Here is a 17,545-nt window from a genome sequence, read left to right as displayed (position 1 = left end):
TGTGCGTGACACGGTTGTTGGAACTGATTTGCCAAGATTCTTGGAACCAAGTGGTCACTCGTCATTCTTGTTGGAACCAGTTCCGAAGATGCCGATGCGGTAGCGGAGACGACTGCGCTCCTGGGGACATGGAAGAGAGCGGTGGTCAACGCAACAAGACTCATCCTGCCGGTCCGAGTGCGACCGCTCCGTTGTGCTCACACCTGATCTCCTGGGAGAGCTTGCTCCGCCCTGAGCCCGTTGATGGCGGCAGCCCGGGAACGGGTCGCCGCCGGCCAAGGAGCGGCCGAATGGTCAGCGCATCCTTGCGGCGGGAACTGCTCGGACGTCCTCAGCTCATCACCTCGGGCGCGAAGTAGTCACGCAGTCGAGCGATCTTCCCGTCGCGGATGCGAAAAATCTGTACCAGCGAGACAGCCACGTCATCTCCGTCCCCGTCGAAGACCGTGTCGATCTCGGCGATGAACACGTCGGGATCGGAGGTGGTGTGCAGCACGTATCCGGACTTCTCAAGGCTCGGCGAGCGGTCGTCCTTCACCTGTTGCTCGTAGTACGCCGCCATCGCGCTACGGATCTCCTCGCGCCCCACCAACCTCCTGGGGAAGGTGGCGCCGGCGGGCATGAGCGGCGCCTCGAAGACGCCGTCCGCGGTGAAGTTCTCGGCAAGGGCATCGGCATTCCGGGTCATGGCACCGGCGTAGAGGTAACCCTCGAAGATCTCCTGCGGCGTTCGGGACACTGCGGCCTCCCTGGACGGTGGCCGCGCGATTCCGTGACGGCCTTGAAGAACCAACGTAGAAAAATCGAGGCCGGAAAGAATCACGCCGGAGAGCCAACCCGAGCAGCTCTTAAGGACTAGAGGCCGCCCCAGGAGCATGGCAGTACGCCTCATGCGTGACCTGAGCTTGCCCGACGAGTGCACCAAGGCGACCGCGTCGCGCTTGAACTCGGGCGTGTACCGCTTGCTCGTGTTGCTCTTCTTGCTCACTACCTGGAACTGCTTCCTCCGGGACCGTCCGTCCCAGTATCAGGCTGTCCAGGCCCCAGGGGGAACTTCACTTCCATACCTTTCCCGAGACTCAGGACACTACTGCAGCACCACCTTGGCGCCGCGTTCCCCGCTGAATGGTTCGCTTTGCGACGCCGCGTCATACCTGAGAGCCAGACAGGAAGGTGGCTCCGCAGCGTGAGGCTGACCAGCAGGTTCGCTCCGTAACTTCCCCTCCAGATGAACGTCTGGAGGGGAAGTATCGTGAGCGTCCGAACCCGAGTTACCCGGCTACGGCGGAGCGTACTGGCGGCGATGATCACCGCCGCGCTGTGCGGTCCGGTTTGGGCTGCTGCTGAGCCCCGCACTCCCGCACCGGCCCCGGCTGCGCTGCCCGCCCTCTCCGCCGAGAGTCTCGACGCCCGCTACACGGCCAACCGCGGCAACATCGCCGAGGCCGCGGAGATGGCGAAGGCAGCCGGTGATGTTCCGCGGGAGCGCGCGCTGCGTGCCCTGGCCGCTCCCGGCCGGCACTTCCTGTCGTTCGACGGCCGGGGCGAGGGCCGCGCGGTCGAGGTGCTCGGTGACCTGGCCGCCGCCGACCGGATATCGATCCTGGTTCCTGGTTCGGACACCACCCTGGACACGTTTGACGGCCCGTCCTCCAGGATCGGCGGGGCGGCCCGCTCGCTCCAGGAGCAGATCCACCGCCAAGCCCCTGAAGCCAAGGTCGCGGTAGTCGCCTGGCTCGGATATACCCCGCCCAAGACGATCAGTACGGATGTGCTGACGACCACCCGCGCCGAAGATGGAGCACGCGAACTGCGTGGCTTTGTTTCCGTCCTGGAGCAGGCCAACGACGCCGCAGGGGTCTCGCTGATGTGCCACTCCTACGGATCTGTTGTGTGTGGCCGGGCGGCGAGCGGGCTCGAAGTCGCCGACATCGCCGTCTACGGCAGTCCGGGCACTGGCGCGGATTCGCTGGCCCAGTGGGGCACCGCCGCACGGGTCTGGGCCGCCCGAGGCGAGCAGGACTGGATCTCGTACGTGCCCAACGTCAGCGCCACGTTCCTTGGCACAACGGTCGGATTCGGCGCCGACCCCACCTCTGCTGCCTTCGGGGCCCGGGTGTTCGCCAGCGGTGCCGCGGGTCACAGCGACTACCTGGCACCGCACTCCGTGTCATTGAAAAACCTCGCTCGCATCGCGCTCGGAACGGCCCAGGAGGTGAGCGGTGACTGACCTTCTGAGCCGTGCCGCCCCCAGCGGCATCGGCACCACGCGGTCCGCTCGAGGAGTGGCCGATGCCGGAGCTGCTGCGCAGCATGACGGTCATGACCCGGCGTTGGAGACGCTCTGGGCCATCACCGTCGTAGGTGTAGTGGCGGGCAACTGGCTGCTGCACGGTGCCGTTGACGGCAGTCGGGGGCGGCTGGCGGAATTCAGTGAGCTGCAACACCTGGCCTGGCTCACGCCGGTGTCCTGGGTGGTGCCGCCCCTGGCGGTGTTGTTCCTCGTCCAAGGGCATGCCACCGCCAAGAGCTACGCACGGGCCCAGAGCCGAGGTGTCAGTTACCGCGAGTGGCTCGGTCGACGGCTGTCCCGGCTGTTCGGGCCCGTGGCATGGCTGCTCGGGCTCTGGACCCCGGCAGCGATCGTGATGCTGGCCCTCGGCGTCGACATCGGGATGCTCCTGGTGGAGTTGGACATCGCCCTGTCCCCGCTGTGGTTTCTCCCGGTCCTCGCCCTGTTCACCGCGGTGACCCCGATTGCCGCGCGCATCGGGCCGCTGTGGCCGATCGCCGTCGTCCTGCATGTGGACGTGATCCGCCTCGGTGTCGGAGCGCTGGACTGGCTCGGCTGGGTGAATGCGGTGGTCGGCTGGCTGGTGCCCTTCGGCCTGGGTGCGATGTGGGCACGGGACGGGTTCGGTACGCGGCGTGCCGGCTGGCTCCTGCTGACAGGGGGTTCTGCGGCCGCCGCAGGGCTGGTCGTCCGGGCTGGCGGTCCCGTGAGCACCTTCGGTGTGACAGGGTCGACGACCACTGGCCCGAACTTGGCCGCCGTGTCACTGGGGTTGGTGCAATGCGGTCTGGCCCTGCTCCTGTACGAGCCGCTACGCAGGGCCACTTCCAGGCGGACAGTCCGGATGACGGCCCGGGTGGTCGGCCGCGCGGATGCCGCGATCCTCGCCTGGCACCAGACCGCGATGCTCGCGGTCACCACCGACCTGCTGGCCCTTGGCCCCCTCTCTGGGCTGCACACCACAGTGGATGGCCCCCGCTGGTTGATCGCCCGCCTGTGCTGGTTCCCAGCCTTCGCTCTTGCCCTGGCCGTATGCCGAGCCGCGTTCTGCCCACCGGCAGGCGCGGACACGACCGCGCAGCTGGACTTTCCACGACTGGTAGGGACGAGACTGATGGATGAACTGGACCATACTGAGCGCATGGACACGGCTGTGAAGGGGGCAGTGCGCGGAGCACTGCACACCGTAAGGAAGGATCTGTTCACGCTGGCCCCGCAGCCGATGCCGCCCATGAGCGGGCCGAGTCCGCTGCGGTGGCTGCCGCATCTCGCAGTCGTCGCGGTGACGGTTCTAGCCGCGCACGGGGGCACAGAGGACATCTCGCCGAGGCCCGTCGGGATGGTCCACGCGGCGCTGCTCGTGCTGGCGCTGCGCTGGCCGGTGCCGGCCTGGTGGCTGTCGCTGGTGATGTTGCCAGTGTTCTCGCTCCATCAGCCTTTCAGCGCGTACGGGGGGTGGGCGTGGGCTGTGCATGCCGGGCTGCTGTTCTTGATCGCGTTGCGCAACCCACTGCGGGTGATGGTCGAGACAGTGCTGCTGAGCACCGTGCTGCTGCTTGGGCTGCAGGTATCGGGTGGCGGGATCGGGCCCTGGCGCTTCGTCGTGATTGTTCTGGTGATGTTCGCTCTCGCCGTGGCCGCCGCGATCGGGGTGCGCAGGACCCGGGAGGTCCGCACCCGGCTCGCGGAGCAGGAGTCAGCCATCGTGCAGGAGCGGGCACGCCGCACGGTTCTGGAGGAACGCGCCCGCATCGCACGCGAGTTGCATGATGTGGTCGCCCACCATATGTCGGTCATCTCCATCCAGGCCGATGCCGCCCCGTACCGTGTCGCGGATCCGCCCAAGGAACTGGTCACGGCGCTGGCCGACATCCGCGCGGGCGCCCTGGAGGGGCTGGTTGAGCTGCGCCAAGCTTTCAGCACAGGAAGGCCGTCGGTGACGCCCATGAGCGACGCGTCGCCCAGGAACTCGCCCTACGCGGGTGGGCTGTCAACGCGTGGGGGCAGGGCGTGTTGACCGACGCCGTACAGTCCGCCCTCCGGGGCACCAGCAGCTCGTTGCGCTGGACACCCGACCTGATCGCAGCCCACGGCAGGCGCGTTGCCCTGATCGACTGCAAGAGCCGGATGACCAGCCGAGCCACCAACCGCCACGTCGTGGAACGCGCCGCGGTCACCGCCCACCTCCAGCTGGTGGCATGGACGCAGCTGCCGGTCTATTACGTCTTCGACAACCTCGACGTACTCACTCCCTACGACGTGCTGATGGCGGGCCGGAGCGGGCCTCGTACGCCCGCTGGATCCGGCTCCCCCTACTGCCTCGTGCCCTCGAGCCACTCCCTGCCCTTCGACGGCACCTTCGGGACCGTGCAACCCCACCACGAGCTGTCTGCCGCCGCCTGACAGACAGTCCGCTGCACCGGGTGCACCGCCCGCACAGTCCCGATTTGGGAGGAGCTTGCACCGCGTTCCTGACCTCGCGGCAGGTCACCGGGGCCCGAGCAACCGGGCCCCAAGCCGGCCTGGCAGGAGGCCCGCGGCCGGGTCACCCCAGTACAACCCGGCCGTGCCCACGGCTCGAAGTCAGCACGCGTGCACGGACACAAATCCCGCCACGCAGCAGCGCAGGCGGATGTGGAGGACGCCGACACCCTGCGACAGCGGGTGAGCGACCGCACCGAGCTGATCGGCCGCCAGGACCAGGAGACCGAACTGAGCAGCAGCGCGCGCGAGCTCTGCCAGTCCGCCAAGGACACAGCCATCGAATTGACCGGCGCCACGTCAATACGATCCGCTGCTCGAGCGGATCGCCGCCCGTCGTGCCGAACTCCCGGCGCTGCGCGAGCGTGCCTCCAGAGCGAGAGGCAGAGCGGCACACGTGCTCTACACCAGCGTGTCAGCGCCGCATGCGCCAGGTGCCGAACAGCCCGGCGACCGCCGCGATGATCACGGAGAAGCCAGCATCCCCGACCGCGAGGTACACCCCCGCGCACAGCCCCAGCAGGGCGACCAGGACAACGAGGTCGAGCACCCGGTGCCGGTCGCCATCAGAGGCCGGCGCCGGTTCGTCAGCGGGGCGGGGCAGTTCGGGCTCGGGAATCTGCGAGGTGGTGTCGATGTCAGCCATGGCTCAAGAAGACCGGCATTGCTCCCTGAATGCCTAGTGATCCGTACGACCTCGGAAAACCCCCGACGCTGCAGGTCAGCAGCAGTACAGATGCGGCTCGTTGCCGAACAGTCGAGCCGTTCAGAAACGTTTAGCGGAATTCGTGGATGTTCAGGACCTGCCCCTTCTACCGTTGGCTCAGACCGTAAGCGGCAAGGGGGAGCCGGTGACACAGAACAGTCCCGAGGTGGACCCGAACGACGCAGCAGCCATCGCCGCATGCAACGAGGCACTGCTCAACTTCACGACCGAGCTGAACCGGCTGCATATCGCCTTCGGCGCACCGTCCTACGCGATGCTCGTCACGGCGTCAGCCCGGCCCAAGCTCACCAAAGCCGGCATCAACGAGGCGCTGACTGGCAAGCGGCTCCCCTCCGTTGAAGCGCTTCTGGAGTTCGTCCGGGTCGTCAGCAACCCACTACCGCCGCCAGACGACTCACCCACGTACAGGGCCAGGCCCGAACTCGTAGCACCGTGGCGGAAGCGGTGGCAGGAGGTCAAACTCCTGCAACGGCAGGCCCAGGACCCTTGGAAACGCCTGCGCACCACCGTGCAGAACACCCTCGACCAGACCCGCAACGAAGGGGAGGCCATCCTCACTAAGGCCCGCGAAGAGGCGGAACGAATCATCGAGCAAGCACGGCTCGACGCCGACGAGTGGCGCGAGGCCCGGAAAGCAGAGACAGAGCTGCTGCTGGCAAGCCACGAAGCAAAACTTGAGGAGTTGCGTCAGGACGCGAGAGCGGCCCAAGCCGAGGCCGCGCAGGTACGGGCCGAGGCCGAACGCAGCGCCGCTGAACGGCTCGCCAAAGCCTCCGCCGAGGCCAAGGACCTGAGAGCAGAAGCCAAGAGGTACGCCAAGCGACTCAATGAAGAGACTCGAAAGAAAGCCTCGAAAGAGACGGATCTCGGCGACGGTGTAACGCTGAGCCTGGCCGCCGTGCCGCAAGAGGTGGTTCGTCGATGGATGAAGGGCTGGAAGGGCGATCGACCAGGGTCTGCAGGTTGAGGCCGGGCTTTCCCAATGCGGTGGTCACCTGCGGTCGTTCGCGGCGAGGATCAGCAGCGGCACGCGGTCCGGGCCAACGTGGCTCAGCGGACTGCGAGAAGACCGGCGCACAGTTATGCCGCTTAGGGCGACGCGGAAGGGCCGGCGCCCTGGTGACCAATGCTGGAAGCGGGACTCAACGACGTCGAGGGGACTCCGCTCCGCCCCGGTTCGGGCAGCTGAACCTCGCAGTGGTCGCCCCCGAGGATGAGCACCAGCGCCGCCAGTACCGAGGTGCCGCAGACGATTGCCCCGACAATGTCGCCCTTGCCGAGCGGCCCTTGGCGAGTGTGCATGTAGACGAAGTACCCCACGACGCACGCCACCACCATGAGGGCGCCGCCGACGGGGTCGATGTGCACAGTCAAGGTCAGTCTCCCGCTCGCGGGCCGCGTGACGGCCCCGAGGGGCGTCCTCCGGCAGCCACCGCATGTGGCGGGTTCCTGGCCAGACACCTCACGTTGCTATGCCGTCAAATCCCCTGGGGTGAGCCTCCGAACACCGCGCGGCCGTGGACAGCTCTTGACGACTGCATAGCTGGTGCTGTCGAAGACGGATCGAGCAGCTAAGAGGTTGTCTCACGTGGACAGGTTCCTGAGCTCCTTGCAGCAGGTCGGGGCGGTGACCATAGCTGACCACGGCTCCGCCAGTCGTTGCGGACCGCGTACGGGATCTTGAGACCATGAGCAGCCCATGGCAGGCTCATGCCGCATGATCGATGAGTTCGCGAAAGACAACCTGCACAAGAGACTGCGGCGGGACCGTGAGGCGCTGCTCTGGAAGCTCGACGGCTTGTCCGAATACGACGCGCGCCGGCCTCTGACAGTAACCGGGACCAACCTCCTCGGCCTGGTCAAACACGTGGCCACGGTCGAGGCCAGGTACTTCGGTGAGGTCTTCGACCGCCCTTCTCCGGAACCGCTGTGCCGGTGGCAGGACTCCGACGGCAGCGATCAATGGGCGGCCGAGAACGAGACGCGCGATCAGATCGTCGGGTTCTACCGGCGCACGCGGGAACACTCGGACGCGACGATCAACGAGCTTGCCCTCGATGCCCCCGGCCACGTGCCCTGGTGGTCGGAGCCTTATCCGAACACGAACCTGTTCGCCATCATGGTCCATGTCCTCGGCGAGACCATCCGGCATGCCGGGCACGCCGACATCCTGCGCGAGGGCGTCGACGGCCGGACCGGGGTGCGCGCCGAAAACGAGCAGCCGATCGACGAGGAAGCCCGTGCAGCCTACTTCGCGAAGATCGAGCAGACCGCCAGGACGGCCGCACCAACCAAGGCTTAGAAGGCTGTCCCACGACGTGACGTGATGTTCGAGCGGCATGATGCCGGTTGTGAGTGCTGATCTGTCGAAGCGTCTGGTTCCTGATGCACTCTGGGAGCTGGTTGCCCCGTTATTGCCGTCGTTCGCGGCTCGACCGCAAGGTGGTGGGACCGCTCCGTGTGACGAACGGGCCGTGTTCACGGCAGTGGTGTACGTCCTGACCACCGGCTGTGCCTGGCGGCATCTGCCGCCGACGTTCGGCACGTCCCCCGCCACCGCGCATCGCCGCTTCACGATATGGACCGAGGCCGGCCTGTGGCGTCGGCTCCACCGGGCGGTGCTGGACGAACTCGGGGCCTGGGGCGAGGTGGACTGGACGTCGGCGATCGTCGACGCGGCCTCCGTTCGCTCCAAAGGGGGGATCGCTGGCCGGTCCGAACCCGGTCGATCGCGGCCAGAAGGGCAGCAAGCTGCATGTGCTGTCCGATGCCCAGGGCGTCCCACTCACCGTCGCCGTGTCCGGCGCGAACATGCACGACAGCCTCGCCCTCAAGCCGCTCATCCTCGGCATCCCCGCCATCCGGTCCCGCCGGGGGCCACGGCGGCGCCGCCCCGTCAAACTCCGCGCGAACAAGGCGTACTTTTCCGGCGAACACCTGGCCTGGCTGCGCGAGCGTGGGCTCGTCGCGCGCATCGCGCGGCCAGGCGTCGACTCCGGCGAACGCCTCGGTCGGCACCGCTGGAAGATCGAGCGGTCGATCGCTTGGCTCTTCGGCTACCGCCGTTTGACCGTCCGGTACGAACGAAAGGGCTCACACTTCCTCGCCTTCCTCGGCCTGGCTGCTGCCCTGACCTGCTACAAGAAGCTCGCGAAACTTGCCACGTGAGACACCCTCTAAGGCCAATGCCGTTGCTTTACGGATCTGCTGGTTGGGGTCTGGTGATCAGGACGGCTCGTGTGCCGGTGCGGGTGGGCTGGGGCCAGTCATGGTGTTCAGGTCGTTTGAGCCGGTAGTTGGACATCTTGCGTTTCACGACGCGGGGCTGGCTGCGCAGGCGTCTGTTGGGCAGGAGTCGTTCCAGGAGGTCCTGTTCGAGTATCACCAGGGCTCTGACCAGGAGGTCAGGGGGAAAAGCTGCCGGGCGTGACGGTCACGCTGCGGCGGGCAGAGCGCAGGGTTTCGGTGAAGGAGACCCGGTCGGGGTCCAGGCCACGGGTGGCGGCCGTTCTCAGCATGAGCTCGCGCAGGGCGTGGTGGACCAGCAGGTGTGCCCAGATCTGCTGGCGGACGCCGTCGGGGGTTTTGCTGCTGAGGACGACGCGTGCGCCGCGCTGATGAGTCTTGATCTCAGCGAAAACGGACTCGATCTCCCAGCGTTCGCGGTAGAGCGCGGCCAGTTGCCGGGCCGGATACCGTCGGGCGTCCAGCAGGGTGGTGACCAGGCGGTATCCGCCGGCTGCATCCTCGCCGAGCTGGTCCTTGAGCCGGTAGGCCAGGACCCGGACCACGATGGGCTCGTTCCGGGCAGGGTCGCTGCTTGCGCGGATCTGTGACAGCCACGACCCGTCACGGAACTGCCTGGTGACGGGCAGGACGCGGTTGGCGGGCACCCGCCAGAGCAGGTCGGCGCCGGTGGCGGTGAATGCCTGCCACAACGGGACACCGAGGAACTCCCGGTCGGCCAGGACGAGCTGGCCGGGACCGCAGGAACGCGGCAGACGGGCCACCAGGGTGACTTCACCGGTGCGGCAGCCGGCCAGTTCCGCGTCCAGCACCGCATGGCTGCCCAGCTCCACCAGGGCAGCCATCCGCACCTGCGGAAACGCACTCCGGCCTGTCCCGCGGCCGCTGCCCGGACGATCGAAGGCAGCCTCGTTGGCCGCGGTGTCCGCGACGTCCCAGCAGGTCCCGTCCACCGCCAGCAGCCGCAGCCCCCGCCAGAACGCCCCGGGCGTCGCCTCGGTGGCCATCGGCTTGGCCGTCGTGGCGAACAGCACCCGCAAGGGCTCCGAGCCCAGCCGTTGCCGGGCCCGGAACAGCGAGGACTTCGCCGGCACGTGCCAGGCACCGAGCAGTCCCTGGCTTCGCAGACCCTCCACCAGGTGCCGCATCACTTCCAGATACGGAGCCGGAGAGAACAACGCGAGCCCCAGCACGAAGTACAGCACCAGCCGGGCGGGAAGCAGTCGCTTGCGTTGTTCCGCGCAGCCGCAAGCGGCCACCACCCGATCCACCAACCCCGGCGGATACACCCAGGTCAACAGCCCCAGACCCGATAACTCAGAGACACTCACAGCCACCCGAACCACCCCCGGGACCACTGCCAAGCAGCCTACGCCCGCAACCTAAAACAACGGCATTGCCTCTAAGGCCCGGTGCAAAGCACGGGGGCGGTTGACGCAGGATGACGTCGTGGAGAGCGCGGTCGAGGAGATCAAGATCTGGTTCCGTTTCGTTCCTCGGGAAGGATGGTTCCCGCAGGACACTGAGGGCCTGTGGGCGACGAGGCTCGGCGTCGACACGGCCTGCGTACAGAATGCCGCCTTCCTTCAGGACGGAGTATCCAAGGGCGACGTCGTGCGGTTCCGGACCGACTCCGACGGCCTTCACTGGGCTGTCGAGCGGATCAGTTCCTCTGGCAACCCCCGGTCAGCCGACGGGGATGACGTAAGCGCGGGCGAAGTGGTGCCGATGTGGCCTCGTGGAGGTGTCCGGCGATGACGTCGTCGGTGCCGGACGCCTTCGCGGCAGGGAGCAACGGCTTGGCCGTCGCCGTCGCCCTGGCCCAGGGTGATGGCTGGCTGGACTGCCTGAGGCGCGCTCGGTGTCGTGTCCGTGTCCGGTTCACAGCGGGTGGCGTGGGTGGGGGCGGACGGTCGTCACGGGGGAGGTCTGGGCGTTGGCTGGGTGGAGCGTCTGTCCGGCGGCCAGTTCGCGGTAGGTGGGACTGCTGGTGAGTAGTTCCTGGTGACGTCCTTGGGCGGTGGTGCGGCCGTTGTCCAGTACGACGATCTGGTCGGCGTGCTGGACGGTGGACAGCCGGTGTGCGATGACCAGGATGGCGCATTCTCGGGCGACGTCCTTCATCACTGTGGTGAGCGCGGTCTCATTGATGGTGTCGAGGTGGGAGGTGGGCTCGTCGAGCAGGAGGATCGAGGGGCGGGCGAGCAGGGCGCGGGCCAGGGCGACCCGTTGGCGCTCTCCCGCTGACAGGGTGCCGCCGCGTTCGCCGAGCATTCCCGACAAGCCGTCCGGCAGCCGCCGCACGACGCCTTCCAGCTGGGCGAGCTCGACGACGTGTTGCACTTCTGCCTGGGTGGCGTCGGGCGTGGCGTAGGTGATGTTGTCCCAGAGGGTGCCGTGGACGACGTGTGCGTTCTGGTCGACGACGGCGATGCGTCCGCGGCATGCGGTGCGGCTCAGTGCGGTGGCGGGCAGGCCGTCGAAGAGCAGGGTCCCGGAGTCCGGTTCGTGGAATCTGGCGATGAGGGCGAAGATCGTGCTCTTTCCGGCACCCGACAGGCCGACCAGGGCCGTCTGCTGCCGGTAGGGGACAGTGAACGAGACGCCGCGCAGCACCGGCCGGTCCGGGTCGTAGCCGAAGCTGAGATTGCGCAGGGCGAGGGCGGGTTCCTGGTACGGGATGGTCTGCCGGGCCGCCTCGCGCGTGTATGCCCGGACGGCCGGGGTCTGCTGGGAGGGCTCCGCCGGCAGGGAAAGTGCCTGCTCGATGCGCTGGTAGGCCCCCATGCCACGCTGGATCAGGCCGGCTGCCCGGAAGACCGAGGACAGTGGAAGGACCAGGTAGGAGGCGTACAGCAGGAAGGCGACCAGGTCGCCGAGGGAGTTGGCGTGGCCGTTGACCCGCAGGCCGCCGATGACCAGGACGATCAGGAAGGAGCCCTGGACGGCGAGTTCGACCGCGGGGCTCATCAGGGAGGCGAGTTTCGCGGTCCGTACGCCGGCGCGGTAGGCCGCCTCGACGCATTCTCCGATGCGGCCCGCTTCACGGTCCTCGGCTCGGTGAACCCGGACCATCGGCAGGGCGCCGAGCGCGCGTTCGAGGTCGGCGGCGATCGCGCCGACGGAGGTCTGCATGCGTTCGGAGGCAGCCCGGATGCCCTTGAGAAGCGAGGCGACGATCACGGCGGCGGTAGCTACGGTCGCTGTGACCAGGAGCAGCAGCAGCGGGTCGATCCACACCATGAGGACGATCGCCCCCGCCGCGACGAGGGCACCCGTCACCAGATCGACCAGTGCCTGGGAGACGACTTCTCTGAGCAGGGTGGTGTCGGCGGTGACCCGGGAGATCAGGTCGCCGCTGCGGTGCCGGTCGTACTCCCGCATCTCCAGCCGGAGCAGCCGCGCCACCAGGCTGTGGCGCAGCCCTCGTACGATGCTTTCGCCCATGCGCTCCAGGACGAAGCGGCCCACCGCGCTGGTCGCCGCTTCGGTGACGAACAGTACGGCCAGGAGCAGCAGCAAGGGCCACAACACCTGTCCCCGTCCGCTCGCGTCCACGGCCTGTTTGGCGACGAGCGGCTGGGCAAGCCCGAGCGCCGAGCCGACGAGGGTGAGTACGGTGGCGACGGTGATGGTGGCCCGGTGGCCGGTGGTGAGCCGGTACATGGTGGCGACCGCGGCTCGGGTGGAGCGGTCGCCCGCGGCCGTCGGCTGTGCCTGATCCACGACGGTGTCGGTCATCGGCCCGATCGGCTCCCGGGAGCGACCGTGATGAGCCGGGTGAAGTAGTCGTCGGGTACACCCTCGTCCACGGGGCGGCCGTCCGCCTCGATCCAGGCGTGCGCCGTGAACGGCGGCACCACGCGCACCCCGGTGCACCAGGTCGGCCAGCTCCCTGACAGGCGGCACAGCAGCGCGGCTCCCAGGGAACGGCGCAGGCAGCCTTTCGGGCCGGCGCAGCGCAGGCTCACCGCGCACATCGCGTCCCGTGCGTTCTTGGCCTGTGTGGCGGTGGCCGGCGTGGCTCCGCGACATGCGAGGTGGAGCACGGCACGGATCCGGCGGGGCGGCAGGAGGGCGATGACGAGGGCGGGGGTCAGGACGAGACGGGCGGCCAGGCGCCGGGTGAAGGGCACGCCGGTGGGCCGCTCCAGGGCGCTGGGGGTCGTCATTCGGCCAGCCCCGAGGCCCGCAGTTGCTGTACGAGGGCGTCGACGTCCTGCTTCGCCTGGACGAGGTCGATGTCGAACTCGTCGGCGAGCGCGGCGACCGCGGCGGCTTGGTCACCGCCCGCCATCAGCGTGTTGACCACCAGGGTGCCAGTGGGATTCAGCTCCCAGTAGTCCCCGGCTCGTTCGTCCAGGAGGACCGTGCCGTAGTCCGTCTCGGCTGTGGAGACATTGGCGCCGAACTTCAATGCCATGCGTGTGCCTTTCTGCTGGGGAACGGTGGTCATGAGGAGGCGGGAGCCTTGGGCCCGGTGGTTCGGTGGAGGCCGCGCAGCCACACTTCGGCGGCAATGGTCGAGTAGAGGATCGCGTCGCGCAGTTCGGGTGTGGCCGGGCGTTGGGCGAGCCGGCGCAGGGCTGCGCCGTCGACCAGTCCGAGCTGTTCCAGCCGGGAGTCCTCCCAGAGCGCCAGCAGATCGGCGCGGTGTTCGCGCAGTCCGTTGGATGCGTCCATGGAAGCGGCGGCCTTGTTGGTGCGCCGCAGGCACGCGTCGGGCACGATCCCGCTCATGGCAGTGGTCAGGAGGGGTTTGTACTGCCAGGGCGTGACGCGCTCGCTCGGGCGCACGGCGAGGCATGCCTCGATGACGCGGTCGTCGAGAAACGGCGATGCCATCGGCACACCGGCTCGGGCGGCCATCCCGTCCCACTGGCGGATGATGCGGGTGCAGGAAAGGATCTGTTCGAGGTCGGTGTGCAGGCCGCGGTCCGGGTGCAGCGGTACGGCGGTCATGGCGGCCTCTCGCAGCGCCCGTTGGGCCATCCGTTCGGCGTCGGGGGTGATCCAGTCGAAGAGGCGAGGGGGCATGCCCCAGCCGAGGCTGGTGCTGACGGTGGCGGGTAGTGGGTCTCGCAGGCGGCCGCTGGAGTCGGCCAGCCACTTCCCGTACGGCCGCGAGTCGGCCAGCGCGCGTGCCGTGCCGCCAAGTGGCCACTGCCACAGGGCCCTGAAGCCGCGCAGCCGGCGCAGCGCGAACAGCGGGCGGGTGCGGAGCAGTCGGTGGTAGTACGCCTCCGAGCACCAGGCCACGTGGTCGCCGCCGATGCCGGTCAGGTGCAACCGGCTGCCCCGCTCCGCCAGGCCGGGCAGGTGGTGCAGGACCCTTGAGCGGTCCATGACGCCGATGGTCGGTTCGTCCAGCAGGTCATCGATGCCGAGCAGGCCGGTGTAGACGAGCGGCGAGGTATCGGCATCCCACACCACATGGTCGATGTCCGGCATCGACCGGGCGGCCTGTTCTGCCCAGTACAGATCGGTGTCGGCGGGGTCACGACCAGGCCAGGTGCTGGCCACTACCCGGGCTGGTGAGCGGTCCGCCAGGAAACAGATGGAGGTGGAATCCAGGCCGCCTGACAGGTCGCAGCTGACCACGCCACCCTGCCGGGTACGAGCATCGACCGCCGCGGCCAGGGCTTCGCGGACGAGTGAGGCGCCATCGGCGAGAGTACGTACCGGTTCCGGCGGTGCCCACCAGCGCGAGTGGCGCACGCTCCGGCCATCCGGCGAAACGATCAGCGCGTCCTGGGGAGACACGGAAGTGACGCCTCGCCACATGGGTGCCTCGGCGAGTGGATGGGGAACCGGCCACAGCAGCCGGACGGCCAGTTGCTCCTCGTCCGGGTCAGCACCGAGCGCCGCGGCGAGTACGTCGGCGCGGCTGGCAGCCACCTGTGTTCCGTCAACGGGGGCATGGAAGACCAGCCGGAGCCCGGAGGCGGTGCCCTGCACCCTGAGCCGCCCGCCGAGCGCGGCGACGAGATGGAAGCTCCCTGGAAGGGAGCGGGCCAGTGCGTCGAGTTCGGCAAGATCCCGCAGCCTCCCGGCGTGGCGCTCAAGCTCTACGGCGTCGATCCGACAGCAGCCGATGACGGCGAGGACCGTGTGGCCGGCGCGCGCGGTGACGATCTCCTCATCGTGCCACTGCCCCACCAGCCAGGGCCGGCCCGAAGCGTGCTGCAGGATTCGCGTTCCGGGGCGGGCGAAGGAGCGGGCCACGGCGGCCGCGTCCTCCCGGTCGGTGAAGACCGTGAAGTGCGCGTCGCCGGGGCCCGTCCCCGCACTCTCGTGCAGTTCAGTCATGACGTCGGGTCAGGAACCGTCGCTCGTCAGTTCTTGCTCAGGATGAGACGGTCGTTGCCGGAGCTCTGCAGGAGCCCGGTCTTCTTCCGGAACGTCCCGAGCCGGACCAGCGTCGGCGCCTCGTAAGCCTTCTTCATGACTTCTCCTCACATGGGGTGTACACGACCGCCGCCTGGCTGGCCGGGAACCGGAGACCGGTTCCTGGCCGTCCCGTCCAGGCTCATCGGGAGCCGGAACAAGGAAGCGGGTGTACCCAAATAGCTACGTGCATAGGTGGATGCCATAGCAAGGTCACTAGAGAAAATGGGATCATATGTAAAGTTCTAAAGTGGCCAGAGAGCTGTACTGCGGCTCGCGAGGTTCGTCAAAAATGAAACATCAGGCGAGCGGGATGCGCGCAAGGACGGCAAAACGATTCGGCCTGCGCATCGAGAAGCACACGGCGGGTGTGGCGATGAGGGCGCACCAACCGGAACCGACCGGAGCCGCCGGGGCGCACTCCGATCTCGCCGCCGCGCTCCCTTCCCCGCTTCCTCTGCCTGAATGGCTGGATACTGCCGCCGATCTCCATTGCCTCGCAGACGGTCCGAGGCCAGGGGCAGGCCTCTCTATTGCAACATCGATCGAGCGGACCGCGTATCTGCGGTTCAAGCGGTAGAACCGCATGAGCCACATCCGTTCTTCTGAGGTGGTTTCCACGGACGCGAGTTGACCGGTCCGAACCGGGGGCCGTGTTTCATAGGTGTTCGCTTGTGAAACACGGCGCCGCCCGCCGATCATGCTGCGGGTTTCATGTTTCATGTGTTGTTGCAAATAGCTGGACGGCTGAAACACCCTCATGAAACAGTCAGGGCTCGTGAGCGACGACTTCAAGCGCGTGGAATCGCACGCCTGCCCGATGTCCACCTGCGCCGCCCCGGCGGGCTCGCCGTGCCGCACCGGCAAGGGCAAGGTGACCAGCCAGTACCACACCGCCCGCTTCCGGCTGGTGCCAAAACTCGTCAAGGCGCTGAACGTACCGACCCCCGCCGTGCGCAAGCCCGGCTCGGTCTGGACCGAGCTGCCCCGGCCCAAGGGTGTCGGCACCGAGCCGATCGGACACGTCCGCCTCGGGTACGCGCGCGCGTCCACGGCCCGCCAGTCCCTGGACTCCCAGCTCGACTCGCTGACCGAGGGGGGCGCCACCCGGATCTTCTCCGAGAAGATCTCCACCCGCGCCACCCAACGGCCCGAGCTGGACAAGGCCGTCAAGCTCGCCGGCGAACTGCGCGCCTCCGGCGTCCGCGTCACCCTCGTCGTCCACGAGCACAAACGACTCGGCCGCGGCATCGAACTGGCGACGCTGGCCGAAGAGCTCAAGGCCAGTGACGTCGGCCTTCACTTCCTCACCGGTGAGCTCCAGGGCTCGCACGACCCCTCCGGCGTCGTATTCACCGTGCTGGCGGCTCTCTCCGGCATGGAACGCGAGTACATCCGCGACCGCACCCTCGAAGGCCACGAGTCCGCCCGCAAGTGCGGCAAAACCATCGGCGGCGCGGGCGTCACCGACGACCACATGCTCTCCATGGCCCTCCACCTGCGGGAGCAAGAGATGAGCCTCCGCGACATCGCCTCCCGCCTCGTCATCACCAACGGCCAGAAGAAGGGCCAGCACCCCTCACCCGCCACCGTCATGCGCATGCTGCGCGAACACGACGAACAGACCACCGCGCCTTTGGCGTCGTAGGCAACTGGCTACCCTCCACCTACGCGAGGGGGCAAGATCATTCCTTAGCGTTCAATCCAGCAGCGTTACCGGCGGGACCCCGGCACGCCAAGCCCGCCAGCTGGCAGCAGAAGCCGGTCATCCGGTCAGTGAAGTCGTGCAGCGCGAGATCGAAGCAACCCTGCATGCGGTCCTGGCCGATCCCCAGGCAGCACAGGAATGGGCCTCAGGCCAACTCGTCAAGCCTCTCAATCCCCTGGTGGGCTTCACCGCGGCCACGCTCAGCGCCACCGCGCGGACGGCTGCTCCCCCACCCCCAACACGATCCAGCCGCCCGGCCAGTCAGGACCAACAGGACAGTGCCGACAGCTCGGTCCGGAGCGCCAAGGAGCAGCGCCGCGAGACAGAGCGGCAACGGAAGGTCGCCCAGGCCCGCCAGGACGCGGCAAGCGCCGAGCAACAGGCACGCGACCGGGAGGAAGAACGCCAGCGAGCCGAATCAGCGCAGGAGCAGGCCAAGAAACAGCTCCAGGCGGCAGAGGCACGGTCCGCCGCCCTCGCCGAGGAGATGAAATCCGCCCAGGAGCAAACACGCCAGGCACGAAGCGCACTGGACCAAGCCCGGCGCGGCATGTCGGATGCCGCCCGCAAGGCCCGCGAAGCACGAAGCGGCGCCGAGACCGCGCGCGCCCGCGCCACACGCATCGAGGAAGCGAAATGATCGACGTGGTCCTGGTGCACCGCCGGTCGGGCGCTACCCGCGGCGTCCCAGGGCTCTTGAGCC

General features: G+C 68.1%; 17 protein-coding genes and 1 pseudogene. 9 read left to right on the top strand and 9 right to left on the bottom strand.

The window, feature by feature from the left end:
• Positions 1-331: 331 nt before the first annotated feature.
• Complete coding sequence (locus OHA61_RS00570; RefSeq protein ID WP_406301152.1) at positions 332-988, bottom strand: nuclear transport factor 2 family protein; 657 nt, start codon at positions 986-988, stop codon at positions 332-334.
• A 264-nt stretch (positions 989-1,252) separates the two neighbouring features.
• Between OHA61_RS00570 and OHA61_RS00565 the strand changes: the two genes are divergently transcribed.
• From OHA61_RS00565 to OHA61_RS00555, 3 genes are read left to right on the top strand one after another with little or no spacing between them, the layout of a single operon-like run.
• A complete protein-coding gene (locus OHA61_RS00565) occupies positions 1,253-2,230 on the top strand; it encodes an alpha/beta hydrolase (RefSeq protein WP_406301151.1) in 978 nt (325 codons plus the stop codon).
• Positions 2,223-4,310 (top strand): histidine kinase, encoded by a 2,088-nt coding sequence (locus OHA61_RS00560; RefSeq protein WP_406301150.1) that lies wholly within the window; start codon positions 2,223-2,225, stop codon positions 4,308-4,310. The genes OHA61_RS00565 and OHA61_RS00560 overlap by 8 nt, the downstream gene beginning before the upstream one ends.
• A complete protein-coding gene (locus OHA61_RS00555; protein ID WP_406301149.1) occupies positions 4,307-4,696 on the top strand; it encodes a hypothetical protein in 390 nt (129 codons plus the stop codon). The genes OHA61_RS00560 and OHA61_RS00555 overlap by 4 nt, the downstream gene beginning before the upstream one ends.
• A 493-nt stretch (positions 4,697-5,189) precedes the next feature.
• Here the strand turns inward: OHA61_RS00555 and OHA61_RS00550 are convergent, their stop codons facing one another.
• Complete coding sequence (locus tag OHA61_RS00550) at positions 5,190-5,420, bottom strand: hypothetical protein (protein ID WP_406301148.1); 231 nt, start codon at positions 5,418-5,420, stop codon at positions 5,190-5,192.
• A 205-nt stretch (positions 5,421-5,625) separates the two neighbouring features.
• Here OHA61_RS00550 and OHA61_RS00545 point away from each other — a divergent pair, with 205 nt between their 5' ends.
• Positions 5,626-6,468 (top strand): hypothetical protein, encoded by an 843-nt coding sequence (locus OHA61_RS00545; protein ID WP_406301147.1) that lies wholly within the window; start codon positions 5,626-5,628, stop codon positions 6,466-6,468.
• 122 nt (positions 6,469-6,590) lie between these two features.
• Here the strand turns inward: OHA61_RS00545 and OHA61_RS00540 are convergent, their stop codons facing one another.
• Positions 6,591-6,875, bottom strand: coding sequence for a hypothetical protein (locus OHA61_RS00540; RefSeq protein WP_406301146.1), 285 nt, complete (start codon positions 6,873-6,875; stop codon positions 6,591-6,593).
• Positions 6,876-7,218: 343 nt separating this feature from the next.
• Between OHA61_RS00540 and OHA61_RS00535 the strand changes: the two genes are divergently transcribed.
• Positions 7,219-7,803: a DinB family protein gene (locus tag OHA61_RS00535; protein WP_406301145.1), complete on the top strand. Its 585-nt coding sequence runs from the start codon at positions 7,219-7,221 to the stop codon at positions 7,801-7,803.
• 49 nt (positions 7,804-7,852) lie between these two features.
• Positions 7,853-8,669, top strand: a protein-coding gene (locus OHA61_RS00530; RefSeq protein ID WP_406301144.1) for an IS5 family transposase whose coding sequence is annotated in 2 segments (ribosomal slippage) — positions 7,853-8,196 and positions 8,195-8,669 — 819 coding nt in all. Because the reading frame shifts where the segments join, the coding sequence is not laid out codon by codon here.
• Between the two features lie 236 nt (positions 8,670-8,905).
• Here OHA61_RS00530 and OHA61_RS00525 read toward each other — a convergent pair.
• Positions 8,906-10,078, bottom strand: a complete 1,173-nt coding sequence (locus tag OHA61_RS00525; RefSeq protein WP_406301143.1) for an IS4 family transposase — start codon at positions 10,076-10,078, stop codon at positions 8,906-8,908.
• A gap of 100 nt (positions 10,079-10,178) precedes the next feature.
• Here OHA61_RS00525 and OHA61_RS00520 point away from each other — a divergent pair.
• Positions 10,179-10,427, top strand: a pseudogene (locus tag OHA61_RS00520) (DUF4265 domain-containing protein); the annotation flags it as partial.
• A 201-nt stretch (positions 10,428-10,628) separates the two neighbouring features.
• On the opposite strand, the gene OHA61_RS00515 reads toward OHA61_RS00520, so the two are convergent.
• Genes OHA61_RS00515 through OHA61_RS00495 form a run of 5 tightly spaced genes read right to left on the bottom strand, consistent with a single transcriptional unit; the run spans position 10,629 to position 15,193 of the window.
• Entirely contained in the window at positions 10,629-12,488 is a 1,860-nt protein-coding gene (locus OHA61_RS00515) for an ABC transporter ATP-binding protein (protein ID WP_406301142.1), read from the bottom strand.
• Complete coding sequence (locus OHA61_RS00510) at positions 12,485-12,919, bottom strand: lasso peptide biosynthesis B2 protein (protein ID WP_406301141.1); 435 nt, start codon at positions 12,917-12,919, stop codon at positions 12,485-12,487. The genes OHA61_RS00515 and OHA61_RS00510 overlap by 4 nt, the downstream gene beginning before the upstream one ends.
• On the bottom strand, positions 12,916-13,170 hold the full coding sequence (locus OHA61_RS00505) for a lasso peptide biosynthesis PqqD family chaperone (protein WP_406301140.1): 255 nt from the start codon (positions 13,168-13,170) through the stop codon (positions 12,916-12,918). Before OHA61_RS00505 ends, OHA61_RS00510 begins: the two co-directional genes overlap by 4 nt.
• 29 nt (positions 13,171-13,199) lie before the next feature.
• Positions 13,200-15,056 (bottom strand): lasso peptide isopeptide bond-forming cyclase, encoded by a 1,857-nt coding sequence (locus OHA61_RS00500; RefSeq protein ID WP_406301139.1) that lies wholly within the window; start codon positions 15,054-15,056, stop codon positions 13,200-13,202.
• Between the two features lie 26 nt (positions 15,057-15,082).
• Entirely contained in the window at positions 15,083-15,193 is a 111-nt protein-coding gene (locus OHA61_RS00495) for a keywimysin-related RiPP (protein ID WP_107050258.1), read from the bottom strand.
• A 719-nt stretch (positions 15,194-15,912) separates the two neighbouring features.
• Between OHA61_RS00495 and OHA61_RS00490 the strand changes: the two genes are divergently transcribed.
• Positions 15,913-16,782, top strand: coding sequence for a recombinase family protein (locus OHA61_RS00490; protein ID WP_406301138.1), 870 nt, complete (start codon positions 15,913-15,915; stop codon positions 16,780-16,782).
• A gap of 136 nt (positions 16,783-16,918) precedes the next feature.
• Positions 16,919-17,482, top strand: coding sequence for a hypothetical protein (locus OHA61_RS00485; protein ID WP_406301137.1), 564 nt, complete (start codon positions 16,919-16,921; stop codon positions 17,480-17,482).
• Positions 17,483-17,545: the final 63 nt, after the last annotated feature.

Origin of the sequence: Streptomyces sp. NBC_00885, from assembly GCF_045207475.1 — a bacterium.
Classification (GTDB): domain Bacteria; phylum Actinomycetota; class Actinomycetes; order Streptomycetales; family Streptomycetaceae; genus Streptomyces.
The sequence above is the reverse complement of the archived record's forward strand: the minus strand, read 5'-3'. Positions and strand labels throughout refer to the sequence as shown.